Origin of the sequence: Corynebacterium sp. CNJ-954, assembly GCF_001942345.1 — a bacterium.
In the GTDB taxonomy this organism is placed as follows: Bacteria; Actinomycetota; Actinomycetes; order Mycobacteriales; family Mycobacteriaceae; genus Corynebacterium.
The window spans coordinates 1-14,721 of record NZ_MKKI01000012.1; the positions used below are offsets into that span (position 1 = coordinate 1).

Annotated in this window: 9 protein-coding genes and 3 pseudogenes; 2 read left to right on the top strand and 10 right to left on the bottom strand. The window is 58.7% G+C overall.

Going from position 1 to position 14,721, the window contains the following annotated elements; translation table 11 throughout:
* The 7 genes and pseudogenes from BJF89_RS06695 to BJF89_RS06730 form a co-directional block, all read right to left on the bottom strand.
* A partial coding sequence (locus BJF89_RS06695) for a biotin carboxylase N-terminal domain-containing protein (protein WP_304441329.1) occupies positions 1 to 392 on the bottom strand: 392 nt, incomplete at its 3' end.
* Between the two features lie 396 nt (positions 393 to 788).
* Entirely contained in the window at positions 789 to 2,186 is a 1,398-nt protein-coding gene (locus BJF89_RS06700; protein WP_139311918.1) for a cytosine permease, read from the bottom strand.
* Positions 2,187 to 2,514: 328 nt separating this feature from the next.
* Positions 2,515 to 3,942, bottom strand: a complete 1,428-nt coding sequence (locus tag BJF89_RS06705; RefSeq protein WP_075813452.1) for an amidohydrolase family protein — start codon at positions 3,940 to 3,942, stop codon at positions 2,515 to 2,517.
* A 23-nt stretch (positions 3,943 to 3,965) separates the two neighbouring features.
* Positions 3,966 to 4,714 (bottom strand): annotated as a pseudogene (locus BJF89_RS06710) (alpha/beta fold hydrolase); the annotation flags it as partial.
* 121 nt (positions 4,715 to 4,835) lie between these two features.
* Positions 4,836 to 5,243, bottom strand: a complete 408-nt coding sequence (locus tag BJF89_RS06720; protein WP_075813458.1) for a RidA family protein — start codon at positions 5,241 to 5,243, stop codon at positions 4,836 to 4,838.
* A gap of 99 nt (positions 5,244 to 5,342) precedes the next feature.
* Positions 5,343 to 6,185, bottom strand: coding sequence for a fumarylacetoacetate hydrolase family protein (locus BJF89_RS06725; protein WP_075813487.1), 843 nt, complete (start codon positions 6,183 to 6,185; stop codon positions 5,343 to 5,345).
* A 1,423-nt stretch (positions 6,186 to 7,608) separates the two neighbouring features.
* Positions 7,609 to 8,842: pseudogene (locus BJF89_RS06730) on the bottom strand (IS110 family transposase).
* A gap of 483 nt (positions 8,843 to 9,325) precedes the next feature.
* On the opposite strand from BJF89_RS06730, the gene BJF89_RS06735 reads away from it, so the two are divergent.
* A complete protein-coding gene (locus BJF89_RS06735) occupies positions 9,326 to 10,402 on the top strand; it encodes an IS110 family transposase (RefSeq protein ID WP_075813460.1) in 1,077 nt (358 codons plus the stop codon).
* Between the two features lie 318 nt (positions 10,403 to 10,720).
* Here BJF89_RS06735 and BJF89_RS06740 read toward each other — a convergent pair.
* The 3 genes and pseudogenes from BJF89_RS06740 to BJF89_RS06750 all read right to left on the bottom strand — a co-directional run bounded on the left by BJF89_RS06740 (position 10,721) and on the right by BJF89_RS06750 (position 13,718).
* Positions 10,721 to 11,391 (bottom strand): annotated as a pseudogene (locus BJF89_RS06740) (IS6 family transposase).
* A 141-nt stretch (positions 11,392 to 11,532) separates the two neighbouring features.
* Positions 11,533 to 12,327, bottom strand: coding sequence for a siderophore-interacting protein (locus tag BJF89_RS06745; protein WP_075813462.1), 795 nt, complete (start codon positions 12,325 to 12,327; stop codon positions 11,533 to 11,535).
* A 119-nt stretch (positions 12,328 to 12,446) separates the two neighbouring features.
* The gene (locus BJF89_RS06750) at positions 12,447 to 13,718 is read right to left on the bottom strand and encodes an MFS transporter (RefSeq protein WP_075813464.1); all 1,272 of its coding nucleotides are present in this window, start codon (positions 13,716 to 13,718) and stop codon (positions 12,447 to 12,449) included.
* A gap of 117 nt (positions 13,719 to 13,835) precedes the next feature.
* Between BJF89_RS06750 and BJF89_RS06755 the strand changes: the two genes are divergently transcribed.
* Complete coding sequence (locus tag BJF89_RS06755; protein ID WP_083650545.1) at positions 13,836 to 14,630, top strand: helix-turn-helix domain-containing protein; 795 nt, start codon at positions 13,836 to 13,838, stop codon at positions 14,628 to 14,630.
* The last annotated feature ends 91 nt before the right edge of the window (positions 14,631 to 14,721 follow it).

Below are 14,721 nucleotides of genomic sequence, written 5' to 3' on the forward strand. Positions count from 1 at the left end.
GCAGCCTCGACGGCGGCGGCTTTGTCGCCGGTGAGGTCGAGGGTGTCGGGGTCGGGGCCGATGAAGGTGATGTTGTTGTCGGCGCAGCGTCGGGCCAGGTGCGCGTTTTCGGATAGGAAGCCGTAGCCGGGGTAGATCGCGTCGGCGCCGGTCTGTACCGCGGCGCGGATGATTTCGTCGATGTCGAGGTAGGCCTTGACTGGGGAGCCTTGCGCGCCGATGCGCACGGCTTCGGAGGCGAAGGAGCGGTGGAAGGAGTTGCGGTCTTCGCGTGGGTAGACCGCGACGGTGGATGCGCCGGTTTCGAAGGCGGCGCGGAAGGCCCGCACGGCGATTTCGCCGCGGTTGGCGACGAGAATCTTGGAAAACGAAGGGAAAATCGACGTCTGCATGATACTAGAATATTCCTCTGAATAATAAATGCTCCGGCGCTGTGAGTCTGAAAAACAAACCAGAACTAAACGGATGTATAAAACAATACAATGACACCCTGGATGGCAGTTTTTTTGTCATAAACTCCCGGGATGAAAAATAGATCAATTGGTGTACTTCCGGAGGCGGATACTGAATGAGTTTACAGGAACTGAAATAAATTCCAGAATGACGCCGGATGGCTATTTCAGAATAAACGACGTGCCGATTTCAAACGAGCGGAGGTTCGAAAGAAAAGCCAAAATACATAGGATCGTGACGAAACGATTTATTTCAAACGGTGCTCGTCCGGAAGTGAACCCATCCGCGGTGACAAACAAAACACTGAATATAGACTGCTTGTCGACATCAAAAAATTAACGGTTAACGCGAGGACCATATACACGGTCACGCAAAAACAATGCAGCGACCGGAACTATAACCAAAGGAAGTATGCCCGCTACAAAAGGAGCAATCGTCATCCCATAAGCTCCCGCGGCACCGAAGGCCAACGGCGCACCCAGCAAAAGAGAAACGGCAAGCGACGAAATACCGACGGGATTGAAAGCCCGGGCCTCAGATCTGGATATAGGAGCAAACATATGGGACTGGAAGCGGAACACCCACACTGTCCAAACGTGTTCAGAGAATACCGTCATAATCCAAGCAAGAAGAAAAACACCCGCAAATGTCATCACAGCTTGCACGCGACCGTAAAGATCGAAGTATATAGCAATCGCGCCTAAGGCAATAGAAATAATGGTCCAGGTGACGCGCCCCATTCTCCACGGAAGAATGCGAGAAAAAGCATTAGCTAGCGCAATAGAAGCTCCATAAAGGTTAACTACATTAATCCGCAGCTGCGTCACCACTACGAACAGCACACCCCATAGGCCCATAACCGCGGGAAGATAAATACCTGGGTCAGCTTCTGAAAAACGAAGGCCGAGCCACGCCCCAAGGAGGGTGATTCCCATAAAGGTAATAAGCTGAGCAAACCCGCCGACGATCAATGACCCTCTTTTGGCAACCTGCGGCTTAATGAACCTGCCGCTATCGGCGCATAAAGAAATATTAACCGTATAACCAATGGCCGCTGCGACAATCTGTAGTACGGGAGGTCCGGCAGAATCATCAATACTATCCGGCCTATAATTCCAAAAGTCTACTGGGGGAGTGTCCATGGCATGCCAGATTGTAATAACCATGAAGACACCATAAATGGGAAGAGTGACCCACATCACGATGTTCATAATCTTCATACCGTAGAGAACCAGCGGAATACAAATAATAGCTGCAACTACGATGCAAAGGGAGCGAGGAACGTTATCATTCGATGCCGTTATTGAGTTGACTACGATTCCGCCCTCAAAGGCAAAAAACATAATCAGCGACAAACCATATATGACTGCACTAGGAACGGAGCCCAGAAATCCAAGACTCCGTCGGCTTAATAGCTCCGCACCGAGACCGGTCTTTGAAGCTCGAAAAGCAAAGAAAGTCGACAGTCCCCCCATGATGACCGTCGCTATCACCATCGATACTACTAGATTTTCCGTACCGAAATTCTGAACCATAATAGCTCCCCACGACAAGTATATCATTGCAGTCGTGACGCCGAGCATTACCGATCCTAGCGATATGTTGCTCATCGTTCGGTAGGATACAGGAACGGACTCTTCAGCATAGTCTTCTTTTACAATATCCGGAGAATCATGCTTGGACCCTACGCTACGTGAGATCGCATCATTTCTCACTCTTCTATAGTTCGTCATGTTGACCTTCCAATTAAGGACATTCCTGGGGCCGTCTTAAAATATAAGGTGTGGGTGACGGGCGGTGACCAAGGGCTAGTCCGGTTTGACAAGAACAGAGTGAGAGGATAAGGTCCGATAGGAGCAACCAACCAGATGGGCTGAAAAGGTAGAAGTAATTCAGAAGAATTTCTCGTTGGTGGCGAAATCGTAGCCGAACCTACAGCCTCCGCCGCAGAATTTGCCGATCTTGTAATTTAGCAGCAGGAGGCTATTCCCCACTTTACCCAGTCGGGGATCCTAAACGGGGTTTCTTGAAATACTTGTTTAGGGCTCCGGGCGGGGGAAACTATTCTGGGCCGGCCTTCGCCATCCGCTCGAGTCCGCGGACATCATTGAGCATGTCTTTCTTTCGCTCTCCGGTCCAATCCAGCTGTGTTTTGGGGATCTCGCCTCCTTCATGAACACGCTCATATGTAATGAGATTCCATCCGTATTCATTCGGGAGGTAATCATTACGAACAAAGGTGCTCCGGATGTCTTCCGGGAAAGACTGGACCTGCCCATTGAGGATCACAGTTTCGACCTTCCCGGGCTGATAAAGAACGCGGATATCTTTGAGGGGGTCGCCATCGACAACGATAATGTCCGCAAGCTTTCCTTCTGCAATGACCCCCAGATCGTTCGGCAAACGCATCGCATTAGCCCCGTGCTTCGTTCCGGCCTGGATAGCTTCCAGCGCACTCATCCCCGTGTAGAGCATTAGCATTTCTAGCTCTTTCGCGTGCCACTGGCCGTATGGAACCAGTGCGAATCCGCTGTCCGTCCCCATGGCAAACTTAACACCGGCATCATAGGCTCGATGGAGTGAATCCATCGTCATATCGTTCATTCGCTTTGTGGCTTCAACAATAGAATGCCGGACCCCAGCGTATTCGGAAAATTCCACCAGGTGATGCATCAACAGCTGCGTAGGTACGAGTGGGATCTGACTTTCCGCGAGGTTTGCAATGGTCGCGTCGGACATCCTATTTCCGTGCATAATGTGGTCGAAACCGGCGTTGACAGCCGCATTGACCTCACCATCGCCGCGAGCATGAATTGTGATCATCAGCCCAAGCTGATGGGCAAGGTCTGCGCACAGTTTTAGCTCTTCATCACGGAACGCCTGGTAGTCTCCGAAGGGGGAGTCGGCAAGTTTGATCAGATCGACGCCTCCCTTTTTCTGCCTGCGGATTTCATCGATCATAGCGTCCGGCGTATTTGTCAGCCGCCCTGTACTCGCCTCGGGAACGCCAGTCGAGTCTGGAAACCAGTCAGTTAGCCCGTTGCTGGTAGTAAGGTACCGGCCAGCCGTAGTCATTCTTGGACCGTGAACGATACCTTGTTTGATACCCTCACGTAGCCCCACGCCGATAAAGTAGCTTCCTCCGGGTTGCGATATGCTGGTAACTCCAGCGGCCAGCACTTTTTCCACGTTCACCGAGGCGATCAGAGTTCTTAGCTCGGGGGGTGTATACATGCTGATCTCTTCTTCGGTCCGAGCCAACCCATAGGTCATGTGGCAATGGACATCGATAAGGCCAGGCATCACTGTCTTCCCGGTGGCGTCAACTGTCTCAAGAATAGCCCCCTCGGGTATATCAGTAGCGGGATCGACCTTTCCGATCTTAACGATTCTTGCGTCATGTACAAGTACGTCGCAGCTAGGCATCGGCGGATTGAGGTCACCGTCGATTACATTGCCGTTCTTGATAAGCAAGTAGTTGGGTTGCATTATATCCTCTTTTCCGAAGTCGTTTATACTTCGTCTTTTTTTTCGAAGTCGATGAAATGCCGGACGATCTCAGCAAACTCCTCAGGATTCTCGAAGTACGGTGCGTGGCCACAGTTTTTCATTACTGCCAGCTCTGCCCTCGGAATGGCCTGCTGCGCTCGGAAGCCCATTTCAATTGGCGTCCAAGAATCGTCTTCTCCCCAAACAAGTAGCACTGGTATACTTGGTCTGATTACCTCCAGCCGCGCCAGCTGTAGGTCGCCTACGGAATCTTCGTTCAGTGCGTCTGCCGCCTGATATAGTGCCTCTTTAGCGCCTACGGAGGTATTGATCATAGACTCTTCGCGCACCCAGGAATTAGGAACGATTGATCCCGAGGAAAGTAGCATAGATAGCTTTGCCTTGACTCCTTCAGGACTTCCGTCCGAGACCTTTTCAGGCGGAACCATGTCTTCTTCTTTCATTGGGACAATACCCATGGTTCCTATTAGAATCAGCCTGGACACGAGTTCGTATCGGTCGCAGGCTAGAGTCGCAGCGACTTGTCCGCCCAAAGAGGTTCCGAGGATTGTGACGCCTCTAAATCCAAGAGGTCGAGAACACCTCCTATGAAAGCGGCGAATTCCTTTGGCCGATAGTTAAAATCTGGAGGCTTTGATGCGAAACCATGACCTGGTAAATCGATCGCTATGACTCGATATCCCTGTGACGTCAGGTCCGGCATAGCGGGGATGAATCTGTCTGCACGGGATCCGACCCCATGGATGCAGACGAGGACCTCATCGCCTTCGCCAGCCTCTACGACACGCGTCCTGATGCCGTTGATTTCCACCGGGTAGCTTATTGTAATATCGCGCCCGCTCTGGAAGTATTCTGTTCGCACGGTGTACCTCCTAATTGGTCCTGACCGCGAGCGCTTCGATTTCAGCGACGAAGCGCTCTTCGACTAGCCCGGCGACGACTAGGAGTGTATTGGGCGGGTACACTCCGTCAGGATAGGCATCCTGGAAAAATTCCTTTCGAACCTTCATGAATGCGTCGATGGTTTCGCGGCCCACCAGGAACGTTTGGAACTTGATTACGTCCTCAAACCCGAGGCCGGCGCTCTTGAGAGCGTGACCGACGTTCTCAAAGGCTCCTCGTACCTGGTCTTCTGCTGAATCGGTGCGCGGGAACTTTCCCGTGGAATCGGTCCCGAATTGACCTGCAACCGTCACTAGTTCTTTCGGGTTGGCCACTGAGACAGCGTTGTAGTCGCCGAATTTTGCCAGCTCGGGAACAGACGGAAAATGGATGGTCATGGGGGTGTCTCCAATACTTGTTGGTATAGCCGTCACTTTACAAAGGTCTGGCCTATGGTCCGGTTGCTTAGGTTGTCGGGGCTGCGTGAAAAGCTCCGTTTAGTGCGTTCTGACCTTATTTTCTATCTGACCGATTCCCTTAATGATCGTCGTTACTTTGTCCCCATCGTGGAGGAACTCTGGAGGCGTCCTCTTGAACCCGACGCCGGACGGGGTTCCTGTAGCGATGATGTCGCCTGGGTACAGCGTCATGATGTGGGACACTGTTTCGATGAGTTTCGGAATGTCGAAGATCATATCGCCTGTTCGGGTCGACTGTTTTTCGACTCCGTTGACTTTCAGAGTCATCGCGAGATCGGGGTCCGGCCCGACCTCTTCGTAAGTGGAGATCCATGGCCCGATCGGCGTCGAGCGGTCGACATTCTTACCAAGCGTCCACTGCTGGTGTTTTGTCTGTATGTCCCTGGCGGAGATGTCATTGACGACGGTGTACCCTGCCACGACGTCCCACGCATCATTCCTGGTTATATTCTGAGCTGTGGCTCCAATGACGACCCCCAGTTCAGCCTCCCAATCGAAGTTTGTAGATACATCCTCGCTCAAGACCAAGGTGTCTTCTGGGCCACAGATTGCGGTCTGGTCCTTGATAAAGATGATCGGATCTTCAGGAACGTTTGCGGAGAAGGTGTCTGCAGATTCTTGTTGGTGTGCCAGATAATTGATCCCTGCGCAGATGATCCGTGACCCGCGTGCCAGCGGGGCGAGGAGCGTGACGTCGGCGACATCGACAGCTTGCTTTTCGTTTTTTTCAATACGAGGGTTGGCGCCAGCCGCAGCCAGTACCATGAGGTCGCGGAGATCCCAATCTGTTGGGTATAGGACACCATCTTCGTGAATCGCGCATCCACGGTGACCATCATGGATGTATTGAGCGTACTGCATGCACTGCTCCATTTCTGTTTCGTGATATCTGGATTGGGGCGGTTGTTCGCGTGACGTAGTTTTTCGCTGTTACTTCGTCACGTGGTGTTGATTGGTCCCGATGGCCAGCGACCTCTTCGTGGTTCTGAATGAGGTGGAGGCACCTCCCTGGTGTGGAACGCCTCTTTTCATCGGTCCCGGTCGAAATGCGTGTCTGGCGGTTCCAGATAGACAACCAATCGCAACCAAAAAGGGATGCTTGGTTGGTTGTGTCCACCAACCTATCACCGGTCAAAAGGTCGCACAAGGGGGTGCCGGGGATTTTTTTGTGTTTCGTCCTGGTTTCGTCCCGATGAGGCAACCAATACTCGCGGATTGGGCGCGAGCTACGTGCCTCGTCTGGGTCGCTTTTCGATCTTCGGCTGCTGACCTGGAATGTTTCTGGAGTCGGCTTCCATCTTTTGGCTGTTTTTAGAGTTATTTTTGTAGGCGATTGTTCGATTTTGGCCGTTCGATGCATAAGTGTCCCGGATGGCGACTTAGGGTAGCCCGGCCTTTCTATACTGGACGTTTTGCCAACTGTTTCGTTTGCGTGGTGGGCTGAGCTGGTGGCTGCGGGAGGTCTTCTTAGCCCGACGGTTCCCGTGTTACAGGGAGCTGCATCGGCACCTGCTGCGTCGTACTTGGGTCACATTGCTGTTCGGAATGATGTCGCAGAAGTGGCGGCGTTGAGTCGTGATCGACACGGGGAGTTAAGCTCGGTCAGTCGCGTCGGGCTGAGTCGGTCGAGACCTGCGAGTTGAAGAAGCGGAACCGGATTCTGGAGCACGAAGACGGGGCCCTTCGTCGGGATCGACGTATCTATCTCAGGCGAATCTGCCGGGCGTGACGCGAGTGGGCGGCTGCAGGGGTCCTTGTGGCGTTGACGTGCCGAGATCTCGTACTGCTCTCGGCAGGCCGGCTACCGGTGGCTGAAGAGGTTCATCCTCCTCGGTGAGGTTGCCGAAGTATATTGCGGAAAGCACTTGTCAGCAGCTTCTGGCTGGTTTTCCTCAGGAGCGATGTCGTGGGTCCACCCTGTCGAGCAGAGTTGCTGTGATTAGTTCTTGGCGGAGGTGGGCACAGCTACTCGTCAGACGTATCCACAGGTGATCGGATCTAGGGAGCGGGGTGCCCCTATCTAGGTTTTCAACCCCTGGACCATAGGTTCGTCGGTTCTTTCGTGCTCACCAGCTGTAGCTTGATTTCGAACATGCTGGCGTTGGCGTCGGTGCCGGCTGTTGCGGGGGGGTGTCCCTATCTAGATTGTCAACCCCTGCGCCGCGTTCTCCTCGACCTGATGCCCCGGCTTTCAGTGGTCTGTCTTCGAACATGGTGGCGTAGACGTCGGGCCCGGCTGTTGCCGGTACTGCGACGCCTGTGGGACGGACAGCAAGGGCTCAGTTCAGCGATCCGATCTAGGCTGCGGCAGCCCCACGGTGGTCCGTGGTGGCAGTTCTCGGAAGTACTCACCGCGGGTCAGTATCACGTACAGGACGTTGCACCGCCGTCTGGCAAGACACATCACCGCAGCGTTGTGTCGCTTACCTTCGGCACGTTTCTTGGTGTAGTTCGACCGGGATGCATCGTGGCAGTTCGATGCGATCCAGGACGATCTGAACAGTGCGTTTTTCAGCCGTTTGTTGCCGGCTCGGGCGGGGAACTCGCCTCTGATCGACGTGCCCGACCGCCTGGTCACCGGTGCAACGCCGGAGTAGGCGGCCAAGTGGGCGGCGTCGGGGAAGTCGGAACGATAGAAGGATGTTGGCGGCGGTCTTGATGCCCACACCCGGCATGGACATCAAGACTGCAGCTGGTTCCAGGCAAGAGGGAAGTCATCAAACATCTCCTCAACCTGCCCGGCAATCGAGTCCCGCTGGGCTTTCAGTGCCTTGATGTTGGTCGCCAACATCGGGATCGCGATCTCTGCGGCCGCGGTGCCCGGTACGGTGACCGTTTGTGCTGCTAGGGCCTGGAAGAGTGCGTCGATCAGGGCTTCGGGGTCTTTCTTGGCCCGTGTGCGGGACCAGGTCAGCACCCGTTTCTTGCCCGAGCGCTTCAGCTTCGTCGGCCCGGCGTAGTGGATCAGCAGGTCCAGGACGAACGCTCGTTGGATAATCTCGCCGGCGAAAACCCGCTCCAGGGACGGGTAGATCTGCACCAGGATGCTGCGAAGCCGGTTGATCGTACGGGTGCAGTCACGAGCGATGTCCTCGTCCAGCCCGGACAGCATCTTCAACGCGGAAAACACCTCAGCATTGCGGTCCACCGCACCCAGGGTATGCGCCCATCGTGCGGGCGGTATTGGCGATGATGAACGCGTCCCGCGGGTCAGTCTTGGCCTGTCCGGGGTACAGATCTGCGGCCTTTCTCATCGCCAGACCGGGCAGGTAGGCCACGCCGCAGTCAGTGGCACGGGCGACCGCGATCGGCAGGGCGCCGATGGTGTTGGGCTGGTCCACGATCAGCAGGACTGTGCCGTGGGCTGCGAGTTCGTCGAAGATGGTGCGTAGGCTGACTTCGTCCTGGGGTAGGGCCTTGTCGTAGATCTTGGTCCCGTCGCTGGTCAGGGCGCAGCCGTGGTGGGCGGTTTTGCCGACGTCGAGTCCGAGGTAGACGTCGTAGGTGGTGTCTTCCATGATCGTCCCCTCCTTGGGGGAGGTTGGTATGTGGTTGTGGTGGAAGATCACTGGGTTGGGGTCGGACACGTGTTGCGGGCACCCACGTTACAAAGAGACTTCACCTGCTGGCGCTGGTGAGTCGCATCCCTATTGAGCGGTCCAGCGTGTGTCCTGGTACCTCGGCGGCAACACCCCCCTGTAAGACTAGTTCTAACTGGTCTGGGACTAGCTGGCAGGCTTGGTGTAAGCCGCCTCTTCGCAGCTGTGATCCAACACCCCCTCGGCCCGTTGTGGGCCTTGGATCCGAATTGTCCGGCATCGAAGCTGGCGGTCGTCACCGACCCTGTCCACACCGACGGCTTGATCAGAAGACTGCCCAGCCCACATGGTTGTGGCTCATTACAGGACCGTCTCGGTAGTGACTTCCCAAACGGGGCCGCTGCCGACCGTGACGCGGTCGAACATATCTGTCCGTTCGTCAGGAAAGGACCATCGGTGACAATGACCACCGTCGCGCATTCTCATCCCTTCGTCATCGGCGTCGATACACACGCCCGCACCCACACCTATGCCGTGCTCACCGCCAACGGTGAACATGTCGACACTGCTACATTCCCAAACACCACACCTGGTCGATCCCGCGCCATTGCGTGGGTATCCCGCCGAACTGGCGAGGATCTCGGTGCTCTATGGGTGGTTGAGGGTACTGGAAGCTATGGAGCACTACTGGCCGGTACTGTCGCACGAGACGGATACTCTGTTATCGAAGCTCCCAGAGTCACCGCCTACGCGTCGGCGCGTCCAGGCGCTGGGAAATCCGATCCGTTAGACGCTGCTGCTATCGCTGCGGCAAGCCTGCCGCTTGAACACACCAAACTGCGCATCCCGCGTCACGATCAAGGAGCACGTGCCAGTCTGCGAGTCCTCCTTGCTGCCAGGGAACAGATGACCGACGAACGCACGGCGAAAGTCAACGCGCTCGTGGCATTGATTCGTAGCGTTGAACTCGATATTGATGCTCGGCAGACGCTCACGCCTGAGCAGCTGGCGACGGTGGCCCACTGGCGCGTCCGCAACGAGGAAATGGCCACGTCGACGGCACGAACCGAAGCAGCTCGTTTAGCCAAACGCATCATCTGTCTTGACGACGAGCTCAAGGGCAACCACGCCCGTATCACAGAGATTCTCGAGTCAACTCCCGCCGCCGGTCTACTGGACGAAATCGGGGTCGGGTCAGTCAACGCCGCTGTTGTCTACACGGCCTGGTCGCATCTCGGGCGCGTGCGTTCCGAGGCTGCGTTTGCTGCGTTGGCTGGAGTCAACCCGATCCCTGCATCCTCGGGTAACACTGTCCGACACCGCCTCAACCGGGGTGGCGATCGGCGCCTCAACAGTGCACTCCACATGGCTGTTGTCGTACGAATGGCTCATGATCCCGTAACTCAGGCCTACGCGGACCGACGAAGAGGTGAAGGCAAAACACCGCGTGAGATCCGTCGGTGTCTCAAACGCTACCTCGCTCGTCGCCTATACCGACTGCTCAACGCGCTTCATACGACTGCCGAAAATGGCCATTGACGGATATAGAAGATTCGGATCATCTAGAACAACAGGGCGAATCAGCCATACCGAGGCCAGTGACCTGCCCCCGAGGATACGGGGACAGAATCAAGGTAACAGGCGACCGCGCCTGCGGGGACCGGGCACAGCTCATCAATCTAGGCCGCGGCCGCCTCCGCGGTGGCCCGTGGCGGCAGTTCCCGGAAGGGTGCTGTTGCAATGTGGGTGCGGCGGTGTTGAAAACTGATTATCACAGCGGTTCCCCACCCCTTGCCCGTGGTCTCAGGCGCCTGCGAAAGCCTTAGCGACGATCACGTCATCCGGGTTTTGGTGACCTTATGCGAACAACGGCCCTTGACCTTTGCGTAGCGCGTGCATCGCCTCCATTCCCTGCAGCGTCCTGTACACCGACACCGGCTTCATGAACCCACCACCTTTGGGCCCCAGGATCCGCTTCAACCGGCCGTGAGCGCCCTCAATCACATTGGTGAGGACTTCACCTGACGGTGTACGGCTTCCTTCGACAGTTTCTTGTCCTTGATCAGCGTCTCTATCGCGGCAGCGTAGGTGGGTGCTTTGTCCGTGCAGATCACCCCAGCACCACCATCAGGACTGCGGTGACCGGCACCGCGAAGCGCTTTCCTAAAAAACCTTGTCATCGCCTGTGTGTTGCGTCGGGTGTACATGTAGAAGTCCAAGGTCCGGCCGTCTTTGGTGAGAGCCCGGCAGAGGTAGCACCACTTCCCCCCTGACCCCGGATGGAGGTTTCATCCACCCGCCAAGAATCGGAGAAAAACGGTGAGGTTTGACGGTACCAGCGAATTCTCTTGTCCAGCTCGGGTCCGTATTTCTGCACCCACCGGTAGATCGTCGCGTGATCCACCGGAACACCACGCTCGGTGAGTATTGCCTCAAGATTACGGTCGGACACTCCGTAGCGGCAGTACCACCGAACCGTCTGGAAGATGACGTATCAGAGGGTAGGGTCGACCGGAGAAGATGCCCATGAGCCCTGATCCTCACTGGTCATCCCCAACTTCGCAACAGCACCGGGATTCAACCATCTGCGGATCTCGCCCCTCACCCGAAGTGGTCTGAGAGTCGTCCCCGTCACGGCGCGACGGCTCCAGCGACAGCCGAGGCCCCGGTTAGGGGTGGGCGTGCTCGGACCAGTGGGTCTCGTCGGTCCAGTAGCCGACAGCCACGCACTGGGCCTTGTCGACCCCGAGTCCCCTGAGGTGCTTCTTGAAGTGGCGGACCTGGGTAGTTTCTGCTGCTATCCAGTGGTACGACGCCGTCTCCAGGCCTGGCATCTGCTGGACGTGGTCGGTCAGGCGGCTGGCCGTGACGCCGTTGCCGGAGCCGATGAGCGGGACGAGGTCCAGGCGCGGATGATGCGGGAGGTAGTCGAGGTCGCCCGGGGACAGCACCTCGACGACGGCGGTCACCTCGATGCCCGGGGCGGTGTCCTCAAGGATGCGGGCCAGCGCGGGAAGTCCCGCCAGATCAGCGATCAGGCAGTGCCGTCCCGAGGCTTCGGATGACGGCCGGTGCCACGACCTCGCCCCGGCCATGAGCACCCGCCAGCCCGGTCGTGCACTGTCGAACCAGTCGATGGCTGCCCCAGAGGCATGGTGGGCGACATCGATGGACATCGTTCCGGCGGCTGGGTCGAAGGCGCGCACGGTCAGGTTGCGCCGCCCCATGCTCGCCTCGTCCTCGACGGTCTCCCATCCGCCGTGAGCGCCGGGCGCGGTCGACTCGCGCGTCTCCAGGAGGGCCCCGTTACGGGCGAAGTACAGGCCCACGGATTCGTCTCCGGCGGGCAGGGGCTCGTACTCGTGCCCGGGAGCGTCGGTGCTGATCTCGAAGTCGGCTCGGAGGATGTTCTCAGTGACCTCGTACCGGTCGATCAGGGTACCGGCGAATCGTGTCCATGCCATGGTGTCTTCTCCTCGTGCTCGAAGTGGTCGGTGTGCGTGCGGGCCGGCAGCCGACCGGGCCCCGGGGCGGGGCTCGTGCAACTGCCGGCTTGTTCTCCGTTCGGTTAGCGCCGGACGGTCTAGTCGTGGACAGGGGTGGCTGTGGGGGAGGGGTGGAGCTCGTCGTCGATGAACCGGTGGCGCGAGGAGGCCAGGCCGCTGAGAGCGGCGATGGCGACGAGCACGAACAGCAGCGCCAGCGACCCGGTCCATGCGCCGGTCCACGCGTGGAGCAGCCCGAACAGCAGGGGGCCGGCCCCAGCGACGAGGTACCCGATGCCCTGGACGACACCGGAGACGGCGGCGGTCGTGGCGGGGGTGCGTGCGCGCAGTCCGATGAGGGCGAGGCTGAGCGAGAAGAGCCCGTTGCCGATGCCGAAGAGGATCACCCACACCCAGGCTCCCGCCGCGGGCGCGACCGCGAGACCGATCAGGGATGCGACGAAGCACGCGGCGAGGACGACGACGACCGTGCCGAAGCGCCGCGGATTGACGCGCGAGACGATAATTGAGACCGGCATGCTCACACCCGCGAGGACGGCAACCATCGTCCCGGCGGTACTGGCCTCGACGCCCAGGTCCTGCAGGTAGAGGGCGAACCAGCCGAACGCGATGTAGGCCAGGGCCGACAGGGAGGCGAAGAAGAAGGTCAGCGCGATGACGGTGCGGCTGCGCAGCATCCCCAGTGCCGAGACACGGGGAGCGTGGTCTGCGGGCTGGGCCGGTGAAGTATGGGCCGGCCAGGGGCGGGCGAGCAGCCACGGGATCGCGGCCAGGACCGGCAGGATCGCCCACACGGCGATGCCCCACCGCCATCCACCCGAGCCTATGCCGGCGACCGGGGCCGTCAGCCCGGCCGAGGCCATCGTGCCGAGGCTGAGCGCGACGACGTAGACCGAGGTCTTCTGCCCGACACGGTCGGGGAAGTGCGTCTTCACCAGAGACGGCAGGAGCACGTTGGCCACCGCGGCACCGACGAGCGCGACGGTGGACAGCAGCAGGAAGACGGCGAAGCTATCGGTCAGGGCGCGGGCAACGAGGCCGAGGACCGAGACGACCAGTGCGATGAGCAGGCCGCGGTGCGGGCCGATCTTGCGAGCGAGGACCGGGACAGCGATGCCTGCCACGGCGAAGCACAGTACGGGCAGCGTCGTGAGGAAACTTAGGCCTCCACTGCCTGCGGAGAAGGAATCCTGGATGTGGCCCAGGACGGAGCCGACGCTGGCGACTGCCGTGCGCAGCCCGAACCCGGTGACGAACAGCGCGACGGTCAACAGTGCGGCGTGCGTCCTCGACGAGGACGTCTCTGGCGCGGGCGTGGTGCCCGCGATCTGATCTGCGTTCTTTTCCATATCTACGATCCTTCCCGGGACCGCGCCGGAGTTCTTCTGATATATGGTCAGTGAGTATCGGAAATCTGCCAATAGGTCGTCGGCCTCATCGGAGGCCCAGGGAGGAGTGTCATGTCCATGTCGTCGCAGGCTGCCGACATCGAGGCCCCGGTGCTGCCCGAGGAGCCTCATCGACCGCACGTGGGCGCGCGCACGGAGCGGTACCCGGACGGTGTGCACATCGCGGCGCATTGGCACGACGAGGACCAGCTGGTCTATGTCAGTTCCGGGCTGATGGCGATCCACACCGGTCACGGCGTCTGGGTCACCTCCCCAGGCAGGGCTTTCCTCATCCCCGCCGGGGTCGAGCACGAGCACCGCACGTACGGAAACACGCTCCTCCACCTCTTCAACTCCGCCGGCCCCGGCCTCGTCGACCGCGGGCTCGCGGGCCCCGAGGTCGTGGCCGTGGACGCGCTGCTACACGAGATACTCAAAGCCGTGACCGATCCAGCCCTGTCCGAGGAGGAGATCGCGCACCTCGAGAGCGTCCTCAACGACCGAGTGCGACGGACCCCAGCAGTCGGCCTGCGTCTACCGCGTCCCAGCGATCCGAGGTTGCGCGCGGCGTGCGAGCTCGTCCAGGACGACCTTGGGGACGTCTACACCCTCCCGCGCCTGGCAAGGTCCGTGCACGTCAGCGAGCGGACGCTGGCGCGGCTGTTCAAGGCCGAGTTCGGGCAGACCTACCCGCAGTGGCGGACCCGCGCGCGCCTGTTCGCCTCGATGGTCCGGCTCGCCGAGGGGCGAACGGTCACCCAGGTGGCCCAGGAGTGCGGGTGGTCGACGACCAGTGCGTTCATCGACGCCTTCCGCCGAATCATGGGCCAAACCCCCGGCGCATTCAAAGCCGCCGACTCGACTGACTGGTGAGCCGGTATCGAGCTACCCGCGTACTCGACGCCCCCCCGGCGCCGAGCTTCTCGCGCGTCGTGGCAGGCCCTCGGTCCGCCGTGACGCGCGA

What these genes read in the sequence shown, in the direction of transcription:
- BJF89_RS06735 (WP_075813460.1), top strand. Translation starts at nt 9,326, where the DNA reads ATGACCACCGTCGCGCATTCTCATCCCTTCGTCATCGGCGTCGATACA.
- BJF89_RS06700 (WP_139311918.1), bottom strand. Translation starts at nt 2,186, where the DNA reads ATGACGAACTATAGAAGAGTGAGAAATGATGCGATCTCACGTAGCGTA.
- BJF89_RS06745 (WP_075813462.1), bottom strand. Translation starts at nt 12,327, where the DNA reads ATGGCATGGACACGATTCGCCGGTACCCTGATCGACCGGTACGAGGTC.
- BJF89_RS06750 (WP_075813464.1), bottom strand. Translation starts at nt 13,718, where the DNA reads ATGGAAAAGAACGCAGATCAGATCGCGGGCACCACGCCCGCGCCAGAG.
- BJF89_RS06705 (WP_075813452.1), bottom strand. Translation starts at nt 3,942, where the DNA reads ATGCAACCCAACTACTTGCTTATCAAGAACGGCAATGTAATCGACGGT.
- BJF89_RS06725 (WP_075813487.1), bottom strand. Translation starts at nt 6,185, where the DNA reads ATGCAGTACGCTCAATACATCCATGATGGTCACCGTGGATGCGCGATT.
- BJF89_RS06755 (WP_083650545.1), top strand. Translation starts at nt 13,836, where the DNA reads ATGTCGTCGCAGGCTGCCGACATCGAGGCCCCGGTGCTGCCCGAGGAG.
- BJF89_RS06720 (WP_075813458.1), bottom strand. Translation starts at nt 5,243, where the DNA reads ATGACCATCCATTTTCCGTCTGTTCCCGAGCTGGCAAAATTCGGCGAC.